The following is a 19,971-nucleotide window of genomic DNA, read 5'->3' on the forward strand; positions in this document are numbered from 1 at the left end:
ATCGTTATCATTTAATCGACGCGCGTTGTCATCGATAATGCGCTCTCTATCGCCAACTTCAAGATAGTCATCAGCGATTACACGATTATTAGGGTCTGTAATGCGTCCATCGTTATTCATAATATTATCCTTAAATTATTTGTTATATATTAGAGTTATTCATTGCTAATGTACTAATCGCTCATTTTTCAGCTGTAAATCTAAGCTATTAATTTAACGCCTTAAGCTATTAATTTAACGCCTATTAATGACATAGTTATGAATTAATAGTTATAGATTAATAGAAATTAAATAAGAGTGATTAGCGCTATGATTTAATTCATCTAAAGTATAGGAATTTATGGATACCAACAAATAGACAGGTTATGTAATTTGTGTCCAAATTACGATTGCCTTGCGTTACAGCCTGTATCTTTATCACCAATTTGCATGGATTTGTATGTCAGCAGAGCGCTTTAAGTAATCTTTTACTGAGTGGTTACAGCACTTAAATATCTCAAATTAGACAATTACATGACTTTTAACGCTCTATCAACGGCTTGTTGCCATTTATTAAGATGCTGCTGCCGAATATCGGCTGACATTTCAGGCTCAAAAATCCGGTCGACTTGCCATGATGCTTGCATCGTTGCTTCATCGTATAGACCAGTTTTCAGTCCCGCTAATAAAGCCGCACCTTTGGCTGTAATTTCTGTGTCTTTAGGGCGCAGTACCGGCACTCCCAATAAGTCAGCTTGAAACTGCATAAGTAAGTCATTATTAGCCGCGCCGCCATCGACTCTGAGCTCAGTCAATGGATGAGGACTGTCTTTTTGCATAGCGATGAGCACATCATAAGTCTGATATGCCACCGCTTCCAATGCCGCGCGCGCGATATGGGCTTTGGTCGTACCGCGGCTCATACCAGTGATACTGGCACTGATGTCGGAGCGCCAATAGGGAGCTCCAAGACCTGTAAATGCGGGCAATAAGACTACCTCTTCACTACTATCTACTTGCCGCGCTAAACTCTCAACCTCAGCGCTTTGTTGAATCATACCGAGATTATCACGCAACCATTGCACGATAGCACCGGCCATAAACACACTGCCCTCCAAGGCATAAGTGACTTCCTTTTTGGGCGGCTGTAGTATACGTCTACCAGACTGCACGATTTGATCAAATGATAAATTGTCTGGACGCATTGGCGTTGATTTACGTTGCCAAGCGATGGTCGTCAGTAACTTATGCTCACTCAGTTTTGGCGTCTGACCGATATTCATCAGCATAAAACAGCCGGTGCCATAGGTATTTTTTGCCATGCCTGCATCAAGGCAGCCTTGCCCAAATAGCGCCGCCTGTTGGTCGCCCAATACCGCCTGAATAGGAATTTGTTTGGCAAATAACCCTTTTTTTGTTTTACCAAAATCTCCATCAGATGGCAATACTTTAGGCAATATATTCATGGGTATGGCAAAACAGGTACATAGCTCCTCTGACCATGCCAACTTATGGATATCGTATAACAAGGTACGACAGGCATTGGTCACATCGATGACGTGTTCGCCGCCGGTTAATTTATAGATAAGCCAGCTGTCTATGGTACCGACAGCAATCTCCCCTTTATTAGCGCGTACTCTTAATTTAGGATCGTTTTCTAACAACCACGCGATTTTACTGGCGCTAAAATATGGGTCTAAGCGTAAGCCTGTGATACGTTGTATCTCGCTTGCCATATCAACATGCTTATCATCAGTCTTACCGCTCGCGCTTTCTGCAGCAAGCGTTTTACAATAGCTTGCGGTACGGCGATCTTGCCAAATAATGGCAGGCGCTAAAGGTTTGCCCGTTTGCTTATCCCACATCACGATAGACTCACGCTGATTGGTAATCGCAATGCTAGTGACATCGGTCGCAAGCAACCCGGCCTGATTAATCACATCATGGGCACAGCTAATCTGTGTCTGCCAAATCTGCTGTGCATCTTGCTCGACAAAACCTGCTTGCGGCGTCTTTAAAGTTGTCGGCTGTTGTACCATTTTAATCGGACGGGCATGGTCATCGTACAAAATCGCGCGGCTCGATGTTGTACCTTGATCTAGCGCTAAAATATATCCTGCCATTACTCACATCCTATTTTAGATAGTGTTGTTTTTTATCTGCTGATTTTTATCTAGGGCGTGTCCTCAATGACTTTTTATCACTAACCCATAAATAATGCTATTATTTACCTTATAATGAAACACTTAACATAAAAACAGTGCGTATTCAATGTAAAATAAGCGAATAGTGAGCATTGACCCGTCACCATTGTGGCACTACAGTGTACGCTTTGTTATGAATAACCGATTTTTGCTTTCTATTAATAGTCTATAATATTGCCCTGTTCGGCTACCTTCTACACACTTTACGTTCTAAACACTTTGCATTCTAATTAATGGCTTACGTGACTTATGAAATTTGCTTTATCGACTCTGTCTACTGCTGTGATGACGGTTACGCTCATGAGCTTAGCCGCGGCTCACTCCGCAAACGCTAACGATGATACTATCACGTCACAAAATGAAGTAGCGCCAGTGGTAGTGACGCAAATTATTGATGCAGATAATCAAAGTGTCAATCGAGAAAGCAGTCTACAAAACAAGGCAGCGACGACAGAAAAACAGACAGCTAAAGCTGAGCCCAATACTGGCTTAAGCACCCTTATCGACCCCATCACCCATAAAAGCATTGATAATAGCTATCCCTTAGAAGTGTCTAGCCTGCTAAGTCTTGAGCAAGCGCAAAATATTTTATTGCAAGTTTCACCAAAAATTGCCGCCAATCAAGCCGCGATTGCTGCCAGTGAATACGAAACGGATGCGCTAAAAACCATCGACCATCCGTTAGTATTTGCGCGCGTCTCCGCCAATGCTTACAACTTGGATGCCGATGTTGACTTATCGTCGATTAAAACCGGCATTATCAACGATGTAAATAGTAGCGTTGATAGCATCGACCCGCCCATAGACATAGAAAATCTGCCGGATTTTGGTGAATTGGTCGGTGACCGTATCCCAGATAATTACGATTTAAAGCGCTCAGGTTCAACAACGGGCGCAGGTCTGGGTGTGGTATGGCCCATTTATACCGCTGGTCGCACAGCGGCATTAACAGGTGCTTCTACTGCTCGTACCCAAGAAGCTGTCGCAGATAGCATACTGGATACCAACGAGCTTTATAACACCTTAGTTGAGCGTTATTTTAAGGCACAATTGGCGATTATTGCCGCCTATTTACGCGACGATGCTTATGATACGGTGCAGCAAGTTGATCATATGGCACAGCGCCTTTTTGAAGAAGGCTTTATCTCACGTGTCGATCGCTTAGAAGCCCAATCGGCGCTTGCCGATGCAAAAAGCGAATCGGTCAACGCCAACAATGATGCGCGTCTGGCGATGATGGCGCTACAGCGTCTTTTGCGTACCGATTATCGTATCAAGCCGACCACGCCTCTATTTGTTTCTAGCCGTCCTTTACCTGATGTCAATTATTTTCAAGATTTGGCACTGAATAATCATCCAGGTCTGCAAAAAGTCGCCGCTAAACGGGCCCAAGCTCAGCAGCTACATGCGCTGTCAGATACGGGCTACAAACCTACGGTTATGCTTTATGGCTATGGACAACTTGAAAAAGACCCAAGCTGGGTCGCTGGTATTTCAGCAAGTTGGAAGCTTTGGGGCGGGCTCGATAAAACCGCTTCTCTAGCCTCTAGCAATGCCAAAATACGCCAAGCGGATTTATCTGAGATTGAAGTCAGTGACAATCTATTATTGTTGGTCGAAAAAAACTGGCACGATGTCAATAACGCCCAATCTCGCTATCAGGCACTACAAAGTAATGTAGATTTGGCAGCAGAGGTATTACGCTTGCGTCGCCTTGGGCTGCAAGAAGGCTTAAATACGCCTATCGATGTGGTACAAGCACAGACACAATACCTCAAAGCGCGTACGGAACAGGCGCAAGCGGCGAATACTTATGTACAGTCTCTTGCCGCTCTAATGCAAAGCTGCGGTACGCCTCTCGCTTTTAATGCTTACCTAAACGCCGCTGATATTCGACTACCAACCTTATATGACAAATAGCCTACCCAGTAAGACATATTAAATAATAAGATTAAATGCCAAGACTAAAGAACACCAGACCTATTCTGCTTATTACCGACTTTATCGCTTTAGGAATCTCACTGTCATGACTGAATCTACTAACGAATCAGGCGACTCACGCAAATTAAATGCTTCAGACCAAACCGCTGAGCCAAACAGCAGTCAGCATGAGCAAACGCCCGTCGATGCTATTGATGCTATTAATGGCACTAAACCGACTGAAGCTTTCGTCGATAGCGCTGATAGCATCGATAACGTTGATAGCGTCGATAGCGCTGATATGGACCAAGAGCAAGCGGTGCCGCCTTATAAACGCGAGCCTGCAAAAGCGGATAAATCTGCCGTGATTAAAAAGGCGATTTTGGTACTCCTTGTGCTGCTTGTTTTAGGGGCAATTGCTTATGGTTTGTATAAAAGCAATCAACATAATGAGCCTGAAGTCATCACCTTACAAGGGCAGATGCAAATGCAGCAAACGTCTATCGCCGCAAAAGTACCAGGACGTATTGCACAAATCATGGTCACAGAAGGCGATGCCGTGACGGTCGGTCAGCAATTGATTGAGATGGACTCACCTGAGATTAATGCCAAAATCAATCAAGCTCGTGCTGGCAAACAAATGGCCCAAAGTCAGCTTGATAAAGCAGAAAATGGCGCCCGTCCACAAGAGATTGCGCAAGCAAAAGCCGCTTGGCAAGCCAATAAAGCGGCGTCTGATTTGGCAGAAAACACCTATCAGCGCGTCAATCGTCTTTATGAAGAAGGGCTAATGGCGCGGCAAAAACGTGATGAAGCCTACGCGCAGTATTTGGCCACCCAAGATCAAACAGAAGCAGCGCGCTTACAGTATGACTTAGCAATGGAAGGCGCACGCAGTGAAGATAAATCTGCCGCGACAGCGCAAGTTGCCCAAGTCGATGCGCAATTAGAAGAAGCACTGGTCGCAAAAGAAGAAGCCAATCTAAGAAGCCCGATTGCTGGTATCGTGGATAATGTCATCGTCAATGCTGGCGAAGTGATTGGTCAAGGTGTGCCGCTCCTTACCTTGGTCAATACTAATGACCAATGGGTGGTACTCAACGTCACTGAAACCTATTTAAATCAATTTGCGATTGGTCAGCGTTTTATGGGTACGATTCCTGCTTTATCATCGCCCGAAAAGCCTTATACCAAACAGTTTACCGTTTATGCCACCTCAACATTATCTGACTTTGCCACTTGGCGTCCGACCAATAATAACGATGGTTTTGATGTGCGTACCTTTGAGGTTAAAGCGCGACCATCGGCACCTGATCGACGTATTCGCTCGGGTATGAGCGTGATTGTCAGTATCAATCCAGCCCTTGCTAATCAGACCCAAGAGTAAGCCATGCGCTTGACTAAGCAAAAGAGGCTAAGTGGGCAAAAGGGGCTAATTGGCGCTTTTGTACGCAGTGCTGGCTATGAGCGACGTTTTTTAGCCAAAAATCCATGGGATTTGAGCATGGTACTGTGGATACCGCTTGCGACCGTGCTGTTGATTTGGTGGATTTTCTCACAAATACAAATCACCGATTTACCTATCGGAGTGATGGATAAAGACCGCGGTCCTATTGCCAATACTGCCGTGCGTTATTTGGAAGCCAATCCGAACCTGACGGTCAGACAGCTGTATCATTCACCAGCAGCGGTAGAAGCAGCGCTCCTACAACGTGATATTTATGCAGTGGTCATTATTCCTGAGGATTTCTCACGCAATATCTCACCGAGTAAACCTGCACCCATCGTGCTGCAAGTAGACGCTCAATACGGTACTCACTCTGGCATTATCCAAACCAGTGTCCAATCAGTGATTGGTACGCTATCGGCAGGTGTTGAGATACAGCGTTTGGTGAAACAAGGTATGGCACCATCACAAGCGGCGATTGCTTACTCGCCCATTGGTATTCAGCGTATTAGCTTATTTAATGCGGCAACGGATTATCAGCAGTTTCTAGCATCAACCGTTATCCCAGCGCTGCTGCATATCTTAGCCATGGTCATCGGTGCCACGACCATTGGACGCGAGCTACGCGATAAGCAAATCGGTCGTTGGTATGATTTTATTGAAAGCGGTCATCCTGACTTAACCAGCATTGAAGCCAATATTAAAAACGACATTGAAAACGACAAAACCATAGCTGCTTCAACCTCTGCTGCAAACAATAAAACCTCTGTTATAGATAGTAAGCCTAGAAAAGCCAGTATTTCAGTCTTGCTCTTTGGTTTACTGGGTAAGTATTTTTGGCCAACGCTCGCTTATAGCTTATGGTCAATTCTAGCACTCTGGCTGGCTGCTCCACAGCAAGCGGTTGCTATTAGCTCTATCATGGCTACTTATGTCGGCCTTGTCTTGCTGATGATGTTGTCATTCTGGCTTGGCGCCATATTTACCCTAACCTCATTTTCATTACGTATGGGCTTATCGTCGACCGGTTTTATTTCAGCACCTTCTTATGCGTTTGCAGGGGTTACTTTTCCTTATATCGCCATCAGTGACAGCGCCAAGCATTGGTCGGATACGCTACCACTTACTCATTATCTTAAGCTGCATATTGCCCAATTACAGATGCAAGCACCCGTTGCCATCTCATTACCGATAGTTTATGGACTGACGCTAGCAACCGTTATTGCTATGTTCTTAGCCGCATTATTGAGCAAACGCGCGCTCGCCCATCCTGAACGCTGGGGAGCACGCTAATGTCTATACTACAAAAAGAGCCTGCATCAAAAGATTCTGCCGTACCAAAAGACAAGCTATCTAATACGCCATCAGGTTCAAAAGACTATTCATCACAAAGTTTTTTGCACAGTTTTGTGCAAACGATTAAAGACGTTTTTTCTGATAAAGGTGTACTGTTATTATTACTGATTGCGCCGATTATTTATGGTTTCTTTTATCCTTGGCCGTATTCGACAGAGGTGGTCAACCATGTCCCGGTCGGTATTATCGATAAAGACAATAGCAACTTATCTAAAACCATCGTTCGCTATGCCAGCGCCAGCCCGCAGCTAGATACCAAGCGTTTTTTAAATGAGCAAGATGCCATCGAGGCCATCTGGTCCGATGACATCGCCGGTTATATGATCATTCCAAGCGGGCTTGAGCAGCAAGTATTGTCTGGAAAAGCGGCAAGTGTCAGCGTACTCGGCAATGGGGGCTATTTCTTATTAAATAAAAACGTCCAAATGGGGTTTTTGCAGGCGGTCAGTACGGTATCGGCAGGGGTTGAGATTAAAAAAAGCGTGGCGCAAGGGGCATATTCTGCAACCGCAGCGGCAAGCACCCAAGCAGTGCCCCTAAAAATCATTCCTTTATATAATCAAACCAAAGGTTACGGTGCTTACGTGGTGCCAGCAGTAGCGATTCTTATTTTGCAGCAAACCCTTTTGATGTCTACAGCGATGTTGATTGGTACTTGGTATGAACAACGTCGTCATGCGACCAGTATTCGCGGCTGGCTTGGCCGTATTGCAGCGCTCAGTATGTTCAGCTTTATCATCGGCTGCTTCTATTATGGCTGGACCTTTGAGCTGCATCATTATCCACGCGGACAAAACATGCTCGGCAGCTTGTTATTTTTACTGCTGTTTTGTCCGACTGTGGCCACGCTTGGCTGCGTGTTTGGACTGTGGTTCCGCCAGCGTGAGCGCAGTATGCAAATTCTAATTTTCAGCTCACTACCGATGTTTTTTGTCAGTGGTTATCCATGGCCTGCCCATCAATTGCCAGAGTTTTTACAAATCATACGCTGGTTAATACCGACAACGCCTGCGATTAACACCTCTGTCCAGCTCAATCAGATGGGTGCCAGCGTGGCGCAAGTCGCAACGGGATTTTATGCGTTGGCAGGATTGTGGGCATTTTACTTTATGTTACTGCTGCTCTTTCGCTGGCGTACCCCGCAAAGTAAAACTGGCTATTAATGTAAAAAAGTCTAGTAGCCTTTGTTCTGCTAGAAAAAATGCCATAAAAAAAGCGCCTACTCATTAAGCAGGCGCTTTTTTATATCTCTTACTTTACGGTTTACGCATTAAAAAATAAGCATTAAAAAACGCGATTCAAACCGTTAAGGGCTGCCACACGATAGGCTTCTGCCATCGTTGGATAGTTAAAGGTGGTATTTACAAAGTACTCTAAAGTGGCGTTACACTTCATCACTGCTTGACCGATATGAATAATCTCTGACGCGTGATTGCCGTAACAATGAATGCCTAAAATCTCAAGCGTATCACGATGGAACAAAATCTTTAACACACCTGAGCGTTCACCAATGATTTGTGCGCGTGCCAAATGTTTAAAGAACGCCTGCCCTACTTCATAAGGGACTTTTTCATCGGTCAGCTCTTGCTCTGTCTTACCAATACAAGAGATTTCAGGGATGGTACAGATACCTGTTGGTACGCTTGATACGGGCTCTGCATCACTATCGCCAACCATAAAGGCCGCTGCACAGCGCCCTTGGTCATAGGCAGCAGACGCCAATGATGGCCAACCGATAACGTCACCGGCAGCATAGATATTTTCGACACCAGTACAATAGGTATCATCAACTTTTAGCTGACCACGACTATTGGCTTCAAGTCCGATGGCTTCTAAGTTCAAGCCTTCAGTATTACCTGAGCGCCCATTTGACCAAAGAATGGCATCCGATTTAATGCGCTTGCCGCTTTTTAGATGTAAGACCACATAATCATCATGCGTCTCTAAATGGTCAATCTCTTCATTGCTACGAATCAGTACGCCAAACTGTCTAAAGTCATGGGCGATAGCATCACTAATCTCGCTGTCTAAATAATTAAGCAGCTGATCTTGGTTATTGATTAGGTCAACTTTATAGCCAAGACCGGTGAAAATAGAAGCGTACTCACAACCAATAACCCCTGCACCATAAATGATAATTTTTTTGACCACATAATCCATTTGCAAGATTTTATCTGAATCAAACACACGTGGATGATTAAAGTCTAGAATATCAGGACGATAAGGGCGACTACCAACGGTAATAATGGCTTTATTAAAGGTAACAGTTTCAAAGATACCGTCGTCTTTTTCAACGCTTAAAGTATGCGCATCAATAAAACTTGCCCAGCCGTGAATCACGTCAATACGATTGCGCTCATAAAAGCGCGTATGGGTACTTACCTGATTACGGATAACTTTACGAGCATTGGTTAGCACTTTATTAAGCGGTACTTGTTGGTATTCCATCGCTTTGGTAAACATAGGATCACGGCGAAAGTTAATCAAGTTAAAGACTGATTGACGCAATGCTTTACTTGGAATGGTACCGACATGGGTAGAGTTGCCGCCGACCTGTTCGCGTGGGTCGATAACCGCTACTTTTTTACCCGACTTCGTCAGCTTCATGGCAGCCGCTTCACCAGCAGGACCTGCACCTAGGACGACAACGTCATACTCATACTTATGCTTATCGCCTTTGATACGCTGCGAGTCTTTGGTAAAAGGGGTTTTAATATCAATACGGGTGTCATCTAGCGGATTGACCAAGTCAGGATGATGCATGATATCGTCAGTGACTTGCTCATGGGTTTGCTCAATTCTTGCTTTTTTGTTTTTACCCTCAGTATGCTCAGGGTTTGGCGCGCGGCCGCTCTCTTTATTAGACACTTCGGTTTGAGTGTCTTTACCAGTATCGTTGGTCGCGTCGCTTATAGGTTTGCTTCCCATCGTATCCTCTTTATTAATTTATGAATCTATTTTTTCAGTCCATGAGTGTCAGCAGGTCTAAATGCCGTCAGGGTCATGGCGCTAAAGTGGGCCTACCATACGTTGTGATAGGATATTTTGCAATATTAGCGACAGTTACGTTATCGCCATCGCCGTTATTGGTTATACGCTGTTGATTAATCTCTTTAACCAATCCGGCGCTTAAGACCGGTCATCTGTAAGATACGCGTGGCAATCTCTTCAACAGACATCTCTGATACATCAAGGCTTGGAATACCTTGAGAGATATAAATCCCCTGTATCGCCCGCTGCTCTTGCTGACACTGCTGGTAACTAGCATAACGACTGCCAGCGCGGCGTTCTTGGCGAATTTTCACTAAGCGATCCGTATCGATTAATAAGCCAAACAGCTTATGCTTATGCTCACGTAAGGCTTTAGGCAGCTTATTGTCGTTTAAATCTTCTTCGGTTAAGGGATAATTTGCCGCTCGAATACCAAATTGTAGCGCTAAATACAATGAAGTCGGCGTTTTTCCAGAACGCGAAACACCAATAAGAATAATATCTGCCGCATGATAATGGCGAGTGCGCGCGCCATCATCATTGTCTAAAGCAAAATGCACCGCATCGATACGTTCTTTATACGTCTCAGAGTCGACATCATCATGGGCATGGCCTGAATGTCCGTCTGGTTCAACACCCGTCTCTTCTGCTACCCGACCGATGAGACCTTCGTACATATCCAAATTACAGCTATGCGCTGAATTGATTTTCTCGCGAATATCAGGACTGACAATCGTATCAAATACCAATGGCAATAAACCATCGCGTTGATAAGCAGTATTGATTTGTTCGACGGCATCTTCGGCACGCTCTAAGCTATCGACATAAGGCAATACTCGGGTTTCAAAAGGTACAGAGGCAAACTGACTTAAAATAGCGCGTCCAAGGGTTTCGGCGGTAATCGCCGTACCGTCAGAGATAAAAAAGGCGGTTCTTATATTTTGGGCGTTATCTACTTCTAATGCTTGTTTGTTTTGAATAGTCGGATTGGCTGGTTCGGGCGGATTGTTTACAAACATAACGTGAACACCTTTGTTAAAACGTTAAAACCTCAATAATCGCTTTTGCATAGCGCTGAAAAAACTTCAATCGACTCTTAATAGCCGTTTATAACCACTTATGATAAAAACTTCTTATAACATTGCCATGCTCTGTATTTACCATGCTCTTTAATAGTCATGGGCTGTGAATTCGCTGCTAAAGAGCATGGTCGCGTCCAGAACATATCTATGCGCTATATTATACGCATAATAGCCATCTAATAGAAATCAATGTTACAGGCGTACACTTAGAAGCATTTGTATAAAAGTTAGCATAAAAACAAACCTTACTTTTAAGTCAATAATCAAACCAGTTATCAATAATTCAATAGTCACCTATTAGTCACCTATATATAGAAGCAAATTTTGGAAGTTTTATCCAACATTCGCTATTGTCAATACATTCATGAAACCTCTCACATTCCCATTCTCACTATATTCTAGCAGCCAAATATTACTTTCTTGGCGTTCAAATATGTAGCAATCCCCACAATTTGTATCTTTTTGACGAATTTTTTGGTTCTAGGTATCGAAATTATCCAAATATAGGGGTATAATCGACCGTTATAATCTTTACTAAATAACCTTATTTTCTGGAGTTATCATGGCAGCGCAATCTACAGCACTTGTAATCAATCTTGATCAGCTAGGAAAAGATGACATTGATATGGTTGGCGGCAAGAATGCCTCGCTTGGCGAGATGATCAGCCATCTATCTGATTTGGGTGTCAGCGTTCCAGGTGGCTTTGCGACCACTTCAAATGCGTTCAATCGTTTTTTGACAGAAACAGGCTTACTCGACAAAATCAACAGCGAGCTTAAAACACTTGACGTTAATGATGTCAACAAGCTTGCTGAAACGGGTAAAAAAATCCGTACGTGGATTATTGAGCAAGAGCTGCCAAGCGACCTTGAGCAAGAAGTGCGTCAATCGTTTGAAACCATGAGTGGCGGCGAAGACATCGCTGTTGCGGTACGTTCTTCTGCTACTGCTGAAGATTTGCCAGATGCGTCATTTGCCGGTCAACAAGAAACTTTCTTGAACATTCGCGGCATTGATAACGTCCTCATTGCGATTAAAGAAGTATTTGCCTCTTTATATAACGACCGCGCTATCTCTTATCGTGTGCATAAAGGTTTTGAGCACGAAGGCGTTGCCCTATCTGCTGCTGTACAGCGCATGGTTCGTTCAGAAACTGGCGCTGCAGGCGTTATGTTCACCCTAGATACCGAAAGTGGTTTTGATCAAGTGGTCTTTATCACCTCAAGCTACGGTCTAGGTGAAATGGTCGTGCAAGGCGCGGTTAACCCAGATGAATTCTATGTATCCAAAAAATTACTTGCTAACGGTAAACCTGCGATTATCCGTCGCAACCTAGGTAGCAAGCATAAGAAAATGATTTATGGTGATGAAGGCAGCACCACTAAATCAGTAAAAACTGTCGATGTTGAAAAACAAGACCGCATGCAGTTCTCTTTATCGACTGAAGAGCTGAATTCACTTGCTAAACAAGCGATGACTATTGAAAAGCATTACGGTCAAGCGATGGATATCGAGTGGGCAAAAGACGGCGACAGCGGTGAAATCTTTATCGTTCAGGCACGTCCAGAAACCGTTAAGAGCCGCCAAGACAGCAATGTCATGGAACGTTATATCATCAATACTGGTGATGCTAAAATCCTATGCGAAGGTCGTTCAATCGGTCAACGTATCGGCGCTGGTAAAGTACGTATCGTTAGCAACTTAAACGAGATGGATAAAGTACAAGACGGCGACGTATTAGTATCAGACATGACGGATCCGGATTGGGAACCAGTCATGAAGCGTGCTTCTGCTATCGTCACCAACCGTGGTGGTCGTACTTGTCACGCTGCTATTATCGCGCGTGAGCTTGGTGTACCAGCAATCGTTGGTTGTGGTAATGCCACTGAATTATTGGTTGATGGTCAAGACGTCACCGTTTCTTGTGCTGAAGGTGATACTGGCTTTATTTATGAAGGTCAGATTGATTTTGAAGTACAGACCAACTCTGTTGAATCTATGCCAGAGCTTGCATTCAAGGTAATGATGAACGTTGGTAACCCAGATCGCGCCTTCTCATTTACCCAAATGCCAAACGAAGGTATTGGTCTTGCGCGTTTAGAGTTCATCATCAACCGTATGATTGGTGTGCATCCAAAAGCGCTACTGAACATGAACAGCTTACCACGTGAAATCGCCCAAGCTATCAATGAGCGTATCGCGGGTTATGCGTCACCAGTTGATTTCTATATTGATAAATTGGTCGAAGGTATCTCAACCCTAGCCGTAGCCTTTATGGATCAGCCAGTTATCGTGCGTATGTCTGATTTTAAATCAAACGAATACGCTAACTTGCTTGGCGGTAAATTATACGAGCCATCAGAAGAAAACCCAATGCTTGGTTTCCGTGGTGCGAGCCGCTACGTTTCTGACAACTTCCGTGACTGCTTCGAGCTTGAGTGTAAAGCATTGAAACGCGTCCGTGATGAGATGGGTCTGACTCACGTTGAGATTATGATTCCATTCGTCCGTACCGTTGGCGAAGCCAAAGAAGTCATCGAGTTGCTAGCGAAAAATGGTCTAAAACGTGGTGAAAATGGTCTGCGCGTCATCATGATGTGTGAGCTACCAACCAACGCCTTATTAGCAGATGAGTTCCTAGAGCACTTCGATGGTTTCTCAATCGGCTCTAACGACTTGACCCAGTTAACACTTGGTCTAGACCGTGACTCAGGTATCGTCTCACATCTATTTGATGAGCGTGATCCTGCGGTTAAAAAGCTATTGTCTATGGCGATTGAAGCTTGTAATAAAGCTGGCAAATACATTGGTATTTGTGGTCAAGGTCCATCAGATCACCCAGATCTTGCTTACTGGCTCATGGAACAAGGTATCGACTCAGTCTCATTAAACCCTGACTCAGTATTAGATACTTGGTTCTTCTTAGCGGGTGAAGAAGCGAAGTAAGCCGTAACGTTCAGTCACAGCGTTAATTCACATCGTCATGTAAAATACAATCATTAGGGTCTATTTGATTTTTTCAAATAGACCCTAATATAATGTATTACCAAAAGTGACTTAAAAGTAGCTTTAAAGACCGTTTATTAAAAACAGCTCTTTAAAAGCAGCTACTCATAAAAAGTGACTTGAGATATGACTAACTATGTAGGCAATTATGCAGATTTTCCTTGCTCGAAATAACGTACAAGCCGGTCCATACACTTTGGATCAGCTCAATATCATGCTCACCTCTGGCGAAGTCGTATTAGATGATTTGATATGGCATGAAGGCTTAGATCAGTGGCAGCGTGTTGGTAATTTAACCAACAATCAGACTTACTATCGTCCTGCTCCTATAGTGACGGCGGATAATAACGACTCTATTATTAATAATGTCACTATCTTTCCAGAAGATTCTGCTAGTAGTACGGGTCAAGATGACAAAGCCGTATCGCTCGACAGATTATATGGCAAGCCTGAACGTCCAGCAGAAAATGCTAAAAACAGCAAAGTGGACATGACAACCAATCGTCAATACACACCAAATAGTAATGTGTCATTAAATAAGTCTGGCGCCAAAAAGATTTCCGACAACGATAAAGTCGTCGGTGATGTTGTGCTTGCGCCTATCATGTCGCGAGTATTGGCAACTGTTATTAATGCTCTTGTCTATATGTTGGCTTCCATTCCGATGGTAATGGCTTGGTCAAAATTAGACGTTGACTATTCAAAGCTCCAGAATATCGAGAGTGTAGAAACTTTAAATAAAGCTTTAGAGTATTCTACAAGTTTAATAGAAACTATTCCTAGCAGCACTTTAATGATGTCGCAGGCGCTGATATTTGGTTTGCTTGCATTACAATTAATATTCATCTCGCTCCGTGGGCAATCGTTGGGCAAGTTACTTACTGGTATTCGGGTCGTAGATCAAACCACACATCGCCTTCCTTCCTTTACTAAACTTATAGCTGCTCGTACTTTATTACTACTTATCATTTACTATCTACTGTTCATGCTCCTAGGTTTCTTTGCATTTGCAATTATTGGGGTACATTATTATATGGCCTCAAAAAGCCCTGAAAATATCGGTTGGCATGACAAACTTGCTAAAACCCTAGTGGTAAAAGCGGATAGCAGCCAATTGGTCAAAAAGCCAAAAGTAAAATAATTAACTTAATAATTAATTTATAGCCTTGTTATAAACAGATTATTATAAATATCATAAAGTTATATTAAAAAGTGGCGTTTAGGCGCTGCTTTTTATTAGTAGAGCAGTATTTGCTGCTTTTATTGTTTATTGACAGCCTCTTAGTGATTAACCTTTGTGTTAAGCACCGAGTACTGTTATAATACGGCGCTTTATAAACTAAGCTTATCCCCTATTGTTTTTATAGAATTCGATAAAATTTGGGCTTACCTTATAAATCTCCTTGCTATTAACATAGGGTTAATAGCTACTAATCCGTAAGGAGTCATAATGCGACATTACGAACTGGTGTTACTTGTACACCCAGACCAAAGCGACCAAGTGGTCGGCATGGTTGAACGCTATATCAAGTTGGTTCAAGACAACAACGGCACAATCCATCGTCTAGAAGATTGGGGTCGTCGTCAATTGGCTTACCCAATTAACAAGATTCATAAAGCTCATTACGTTCTTTTCAACATTGAAACTGACGGTGAAACTTTAGCTGAACTTGAAGAATTATTCCGTTATAACGACGCGATCATTCGTAGTCTAGTTATGCGCCGTGACGACGCTGTCACTGAAGAGTCGCAGTTAGCCAAGAATGCCGATGAAAAACGCGCACGCAAAGCAACTACTCGTCGTCCAGACAGTCGTGAAAACGATAATGACGATAACGACAACAGTGAAGACTAATTAAAGGAGAATACTCATGGCACGTTTCTATCGCCGTCGCAAATTCTGCCGTTTCACTGCTGAAGGCATCACTCACATCGACTATAAAGATGTTGAATTGCTAAAACAGTACATCAGTGATAATGGCAAAATCGTACCAAGCCGCATTACCGGTACGTCTACTAAATATCAGCGTCAACTAGCAACTGCTATCAAGCAAGCTCGTTATTTATCGCTACTTCCATACACTGATAACCATCAGGGTTAACCGTTAACTTTAACTAGGAATGACTCATGCAAATTATTTTGTTACAGCGTATCGTCAACCTTGGTAAACTCGGTGAAACTGTCGATGTGAAACCAGGTTACGGACGTAACTTTCTTATCCCTTTGGGTAAAGCACTACCTGCTACTGCAGCTAACATTGAAAAGTTCGAAGCACGTCGTGCTGAGCTTGAAGCTGAAGAAGCAAAAGAAGTAGCTGTTGCTCAAGAACGTGCTGACGCATTAACTGACGTTAATGTTATCATGCGCGCTAAATCAGGTGACGAAGGCAAGCTATTTGGCTCTATCGGTACTCGCGATATCGCTGAAGCATTGACTAACTCAGGTCTAGAAGTTGACCGTGCTGAAATCAAGCTACCTGAAGGCACTTTACGTCAAGTTGGCGAATATAATGTTGATATTCAGCTACACCACGACGTTACTGCTAGCATCTTAGTAACCATTCTTTCAGAAGATGGCGACAACCAAGATTCAGCAGAAGAAGTTGAAGACGAGAACGAAGATTACTCTGAAGAGTAATATTTAGTACACGTCTAAAGAAAAGCCAGTAACGTCATGTTGCTGGCTTTTTTGTTTGTCAAATTATTGAATATTTATCAAGCATCTCGGATTTATAAGTTATTTATAATAAACACTTACAATGATATATAAGCGCAATAATTGGTAATAAAAAACCTGTACAACCTATACTTAACAATAAAATACTGCTTATAAGGTCATCTTTAATAATAGCCCCTCAATTGCTACCCTATATTCAGATATTTATATGGCTACTAATATGTCGACTAACTATAGGGCCGTTTATTAAATAATGATGGATATAACGGGACGATATGATAAATACTGATGACAAATTAATCTGTATCCAAGGTAATGAGTTTTACGCAGAAGGCGAGATATATACCGTTGGTAGAATTGTGAATAATAAATATTTTCAGCTACTGACTGGTAGCAACGATGATCACTGGTATGCGACTTTAGATGACGAAGGTATCTATGTTAGCTTTGATTCTATGAGCCCTAAAGACAATAAAGCTTGGTTTGATAAGATTGCTTAGGAAGTTTTCATTGCTGCATTTATCAAATGTACCTTTTTAAGAAAGATATGTGCTTAAGAAAGATATCTGTTTAAGAAAAACTATATTCTTGAAAAAAATTATCCAAAAAACTGGTCATTATAAATGGTCGGTTTTTTTTGGTTAAAAATCCAGTTGACGATGCTCTAGATAATTTACAGGTCGTGGCCACTCAGCGGCTATCTTTGGCACCTCTTGCCCAGCGACTATCATACTTGCAGCATTTATCCAGCCTGCATGACCGACTGCCAATATTGGTCTATGACTGCTATTTTGTCTAGCCATGTCATTTAACCAGTTCTCCACACGCTCAAATAACTGCTGTAAACTCTCGCCGCCCTTGGGTGCAAAGTCAGCGAAATTATCGCACCAGTCGTCAATCTGTTGTGTTGGTATTTGTGCCCAAGGCTGACCGTCCCAATTACCAAAATTAATTTCTGCAAGCGCAGGTGCGATATTACATTGAAAGCCGCGCTGCGCCAGTATCTCCCCGACTTTTAATGAGCGCTGTAACGGGCTGACCCAAATCACCTTTGGTAATTGATGCAGACGCACAAAGCGCTGTATTTTATTAGCCAGACGCTTAATTTTGCGTTTATCGACATTGATATCAGTCTGTCCGATACAAAACCCATTAGCCGCAACGGGCTTTGGATGGCGCCAAATATGAAACATCATTTGCTGTTACTATCCTATTTTGACCATGACTTTTATATCAGATAAGCGGTATAGAAGCAGCAAGTCCAATATAAATGGCAATCTCACTTAACTGCTGCGTGGCGCCCAAGCCGTCACCCGTATAGCCCTCTAAACGTCTATATAATAAGCGCCGCATATAGTCTGTCGCTACGATACCTAGCAATAAAGCCAATAACCATTGCCAAATACCAATCTGCTGCACGGTAGCAGGAAACAGGAGTACGACGAGCACGCCAGCCAATAGCAACCAACCACTGCTCAATAGCCCTTGAAAAGGCGTCAGCTGCTGCGCCATCGGCTTGGCTTTGGCATGCTCAATCTCACCGCCATAAGGCAATAGCGCCAGTAAGCTAATGCATAATAAGCGCGAGGCCGTATGGCCAATAATAAGCGCTACGATAGCCACCGATAGCGGCATAGAAGCTAATAAACTGATTTTGATTAATAAGGCCGACACCAAACCCAGTACACCATAAGTCCCTAAACGTGAGTCCTTCATAATCTCTAAAGTGCGCTCTCGGGTCAGACCACCGCCAAGCCCATCGCAACTATCGGCAAGTCCATCTTCATGAAAAGCGCCTGTAAGCTTAATCCCAAACGCGGTACTTATCACTCCCGCGACCAAGGGTGTAAATAAAATACTGCCCAGCCAAAATACGCCAGCGCAAAGCAGCCCAACCAGCAGACCTACCCCAGGAAAATGACGGCTGCTCTGGTGCAACCACTGCGGATTGTAATTGGCAAATTGCGGTACGGGCAGACGCGTTAAAAACTGCACCGCCACCAATAATAGACGCCATTCATGTTTTATAAATTCACCAACACTTGGTTTAGACGATGGTTGCTGTGGCGGCTCTGATTGATTCAATGACTGATTTAATGGTTGTTTTGATGGCTTTTTTGATAATTGTGACATTAGCTGTTTTGTCCACTAATACCTGCATCACTAAAACTTGCCATCTCATTTATAATGGCACAAGCCGATTGCAATAGTGGATACGCCAGTGCCGCACCGCTACCCTCACCTAGGCGCATACCCATATTGAGTAATGGCTCAGCATTGAGCAGTTTTAATAAATGCGCATGCCCGGGTTCAACCGAATGATGGGCGAAGACAGCATATTGAGCAACACCGGGCGCTAGGCGCTCAGCAGCCAACAACGCGCTACTGGCAATAAAACCATCGATTAAAAGAATGCGGCGCTCACTGGCGGCCTGAATCAGCGCCCCTGCCATCATAGCAATCTCAAGCCCGCCCAACGCAGCAAGTATGTCGAATGGCGCTTTTGCTTCGCTATGACGCGCCAACACTTGCGTTAAAATACTTGTTTTGTGCTGCAATCCTGCATCGTCAAGACCGGTGCCGCGACCGATACAATCATTAATCGGTGTATCGCCCAATCTTGCCAGCAAAAGACTTGCCGCTGAGGTGTTACCAATGCCCATCTCTCCGACGATAAGCAAATTACCCGCCATGCTCTTGACCACGTCCATGCCGTTCTCTAAGGCAGCTAAACATTCTGCTGCGCTCATCGCAGGCTCGGTTAGCGCATCACGGCTACCGTGACGGACTTTATAATCGAGCAATTGCGCGTGGTCTTTAAAAGGAGAATTGGCAAAGTCGGCATCGACACCAGCATCGACTACTTTTAGCTCAATATTATGCTGACGGGCTAAGACATTGATAGCAGCGCCGCCTTGCAAAAAGTTATAAACCATCTGCGCAGTGACGGCACTAGGATACGCGGATGTGCCATGCTTGGTTAGACCGTGATCGGCGGCAAACACTCGAATCTGTGGCTGATTAATATGCGGCGCGGTCGTACCTTGAATCATACCTAACTGCACAGCGAGCGTCTCTATACGTCCAAGTGCGCCAAGCGGCTTGGTCTTTTGGTCGATGATTTGCTCTAGCTGCTGGCGCAGCTCATTATTTTCGATATTGGGAATAGTAGGCGCGGTAAAGGTGGTCAAGGCAATCATCCTAAAGGTTATAAATGAAACAGGAGACTATGGTAGCAGATTATCCAATTTATAATGATATGATTGGCCTAATTGCACAATTCCAACTTGCATAATCGTAGAGTATTT

General features: G+C 43.6%; 16 protein-coding genes. 10 read left to right on the forward strand and 6 right to left on the reverse strand.

The genetic code is table 11. The annotated features are described in order from the left end of the window. Positions 1-509: 509 nt before the first annotated feature. A complete protein-coding gene (gene glpK / locus JMX94_RS08360) occupies positions 510-2,102 on the reverse strand; it encodes a glycerol kinase GlpK (RefSeq protein WP_201564924.1) in 1,593 nt (530 codons plus the stop codon). 330 nt (positions 2,103-2,432) lie between these two features. Here glpK and JMX94_RS08365 point away from each other — a divergent pair, with 330 nt between their 5' ends. The 4 genes from JMX94_RS08365 (at position 2,433) to JMX94_RS08380 (ending at position 8,069) form a co-directional block, all read left to right on the forward strand. Then, entirely contained in the window at positions 2,433-4,103 is a 1,671-nt protein-coding gene (locus JMX94_RS08365; RefSeq protein ID WP_201564925.1) for a TolC family protein, read from the forward strand. Positions 4,104-4,209: 106 nt separating this feature from the next. Then, on the forward strand, positions 4,210-5,490 hold the full coding sequence (locus JMX94_RS08370) for an HlyD family secretion protein (RefSeq protein ID WP_201564926.1): 1,281 nt from the start codon (positions 4,210-4,212) through the stop codon (positions 5,488-5,490). 3 nt (positions 5,491-5,493) lie between these two features. Then, on the forward strand, positions 5,494-6,843 hold the full coding sequence (locus JMX94_RS08375) for an ABC transporter permease (protein ID WP_201564927.1): 1,350 nt from the start codon (positions 5,494-5,496) through the stop codon (positions 6,841-6,843). Next, entirely contained in the window at positions 6,843-8,069 is a 1,227-nt protein-coding gene (locus JMX94_RS08380; protein ID WP_201564928.1) for an ABC transporter permease, read from the forward strand. Before JMX94_RS08375 ends, JMX94_RS08380 begins: the two co-directional genes overlap by 1 nt. A gap of 121 nt (positions 8,070-8,190) precedes the next feature. Here the strand turns inward: JMX94_RS08380 and sthA are convergent, their stop codons facing one another. Both sthA and JMX94_RS08390 read right to left on the reverse strand, forming a co-directional pair. Beyond that, the gene (gene sthA / locus JMX94_RS08385; RefSeq protein WP_227673570.1) at positions 8,191-9,834 is read right to left on the reverse strand and encodes a Si-specific NAD(P)(+) transhydrogenase; all 1,644 of its coding nucleotides are present in this window, start codon (positions 9,832-9,834) and stop codon (positions 8,191-8,193) included. Positions 9,835-10,019: 185 nt separating this feature from the next. Continuing rightward, positions 10,020-10,916, reverse strand: coding sequence for a pyruvate, water dikinase regulatory protein (locus tag JMX94_RS08390; protein WP_227670454.1), 897 nt, complete (start codon positions 10,914-10,916; stop codon positions 10,020-10,022). A gap of 625 nt (positions 10,917-11,541) precedes the next feature. On the opposite strand from JMX94_RS08390, the gene ppsA reads away from it, so the two are divergent. From ppsA to JMX94_RS08420, 6 genes are all read left to right on the forward strand, one after another. Beyond that, the gene (ppsA, locus tag JMX94_RS08395; protein ID WP_201564929.1) at positions 11,542-13,926 is read left to right on the forward strand and encodes a phosphoenolpyruvate synthase; all 2,385 of its coding nucleotides are present in this window, start codon (positions 11,542-11,544) and stop codon (positions 13,924-13,926) included. A 208-nt stretch (positions 13,927-14,134) separates the two neighbouring features. Continuing rightward, positions 14,135-15,127: an RDD family protein gene (locus JMX94_RS08400; protein WP_227673571.1), complete on the forward strand. Its 993-nt coding sequence runs from the start codon at positions 14,135-14,137 to the stop codon at positions 15,125-15,127. A 309-nt stretch (positions 15,128-15,436) separates the two neighbouring features. Beyond that, positions 15,437-15,841: a 30S ribosomal protein S6 gene (rpsF, locus tag JMX94_RS08405; RefSeq protein ID WP_193012851.1), complete on the forward strand. Its 405-nt coding sequence runs from the start codon at positions 15,437-15,439 to the stop codon at positions 15,839-15,841. Positions 15,842-15,857: 16 nt separating this feature from the next. Beyond that, positions 15,858-16,088: a 30S ribosomal protein S18 gene (rpsR, locus tag JMX94_RS08410; RefSeq protein ID WP_010198808.1), complete on the forward strand. Its 231-nt coding sequence runs from the start codon at positions 15,858-15,860 to the stop codon at positions 16,086-16,088. A gap of 26 nt (positions 16,089-16,114) precedes the next feature. Continuing rightward, entirely contained in the window at positions 16,115-16,624 is a 510-nt protein-coding gene (gene rplI, locus JMX94_RS08415; RefSeq protein WP_183617694.1) for a 50S ribosomal protein L9, read from the forward strand. 314 nt (positions 16,625-16,938) lie between these two features. Continuing rightward, on the forward strand, positions 16,939-17,163 hold the full coding sequence (locus JMX94_RS08420; protein WP_201564930.1) for a hypothetical protein: 225 nt from the start codon (positions 16,939-16,941) through the stop codon (positions 17,161-17,163). Positions 17,164-17,304: 141 nt separating this feature from the next. Here the strand turns inward: JMX94_RS08420 and JMX94_RS08425 are convergent, their stop codons facing one another. The 3 genes from JMX94_RS08425 to cobT are packed head-to-tail and all read right to left on the reverse strand — an operon-like array spanning position 17,305 to position 19,863. Further along, positions 17,305-17,859, reverse strand: coding sequence for a histidine phosphatase family protein (locus JMX94_RS08425; protein WP_201564931.1), 555 nt, complete (start codon positions 17,857-17,859; stop codon positions 17,305-17,307). A gap of 37 nt (positions 17,860-17,896) precedes the next feature. Beyond that, a complete protein-coding gene (cobS, locus tag JMX94_RS08430; protein WP_201564932.1) occupies positions 17,897-18,796 on the reverse strand; it encodes an adenosylcobinamide-GDP ribazoletransferase in 900 nt (299 codons plus the stop codon). Further along, entirely contained in the window at positions 18,796-19,863 is a 1,068-nt protein-coding gene (gene cobT, locus JMX94_RS08435; protein ID WP_227673572.1) for a nicotinate-nucleotide--dimethylbenzimidazole phosphoribosyltransferase, read from the reverse strand. The genes cobS and cobT overlap by 1 nt, the downstream gene beginning before the upstream one ends. Between the last annotated feature and the right edge of the window lie 108 nt (positions 19,864-19,971).

It is taken from the genome of Psychrobacter sp. CMS30, from assembly GCF_904846565.1.
GTDB lineage: Bacteria > Pseudomonadota > Gammaproteobacteria > Pseudomonadales > Moraxellaceae > Psychrobacter > Psychrobacter maritimus.

Excerpts from the sequence above, each read along its gene's own strand:
- ppsA (WP_201564929.1), top strand. The coding sequence starts at position 11,542 with ATGGCAGCGCAATCTACAGCACTTGTAATCAATCTTGATCAGCTAGGA.
- JMX94_RS08370 (WP_201564926.1), top strand. The coding sequence starts at position 4,210 with ATGACTGAATCTACTAACGAATCAGGCGACTCACGCAAATTAAATGCT.
- cobT (WP_227673572.1), bottom strand. The coding sequence starts at position 19,863 with ATGATTGCCTTGACCACCTTTACCGCGCCTACTATTCCCAATATCGAA.
- JMX94_RS08420 (WP_201564930.1), top strand. The coding sequence starts at position 16,939 with ATGATAAATACTGATGACAAATTAATCTGTATCCAAGGTAATGAGTTT.
- sthA (WP_227673570.1), bottom strand. The coding sequence starts at position 9,834 with ATGGGAAGCAAACCTATAAGCGACGCGACCAACGATACTGGTAAAGAC.
- JMX94_RS08365 (WP_201564925.1), top strand. The coding sequence starts at position 2,433 with ATGAAATTTGCTTTATCGACTCTGTCTACTGCTGTGATGACGGTTACG.
- rplI (WP_183617694.1), top strand. The coding sequence starts at position 16,115 with ATGCAAATTATTTTGTTACAGCGTATCGTCAACCTTGGTAAACTCGGT.
- JMX94_RS08375 (WP_201564927.1), top strand. The coding sequence starts at position 5,494 with ATGCGCTTGACTAAGCAAAAGAGGCTAAGTGGGCAAAAGGGGCTAATT.
- JMX94_RS08380 (WP_201564928.1), top strand. The coding sequence starts at position 6,843 with ATGTCTATACTACAAAAAGAGCCTGCATCAAAAGATTCTGCCGTACCA.
- rpsR (WP_010198808.1), top strand. The coding sequence starts at position 15,858 with ATGGCACGTTTCTATCGCCGTCGCAAATTCTGCCGTTTCACTGCTGAA.
- cobS (WP_201564932.1), bottom strand. The coding sequence starts at position 18,796 with ATGTCACAATTATCAAAAAAGCCATCAAAACAACCATTAAATCAGTCA.
- rpsF (WP_193012851.1), top strand. The coding sequence starts at position 15,437 with ATGCGACATTACGAACTGGTGTTACTTGTACACCCAGACCAAAGCGAC.
- JMX94_RS08400 (WP_227673571.1), top strand. The coding sequence starts at position 14,135 with ATGCAGATTTTCCTTGCTCGAAATAACGTACAAGCCGGTCCATACACT.
- glpK (WP_201564924.1), bottom strand. The coding sequence starts at position 2,102 with ATGGCAGGATATATTTTAGCGCTAGATCAAGGTACAACATCGAGCCGC.
- JMX94_RS08390 (WP_227670454.1), bottom strand. The coding sequence starts at position 10,916 with ATGTTTGTAAACAATCCGCCCGAACCAGCCAATCCGACTATTCAAAAC.
- JMX94_RS08425 (WP_201564931.1), bottom strand. The coding sequence starts at position 17,859 with ATGATGTTTCATATTTGGCGCCATCCAAAGCCCGTTGCGGCTAATGGG.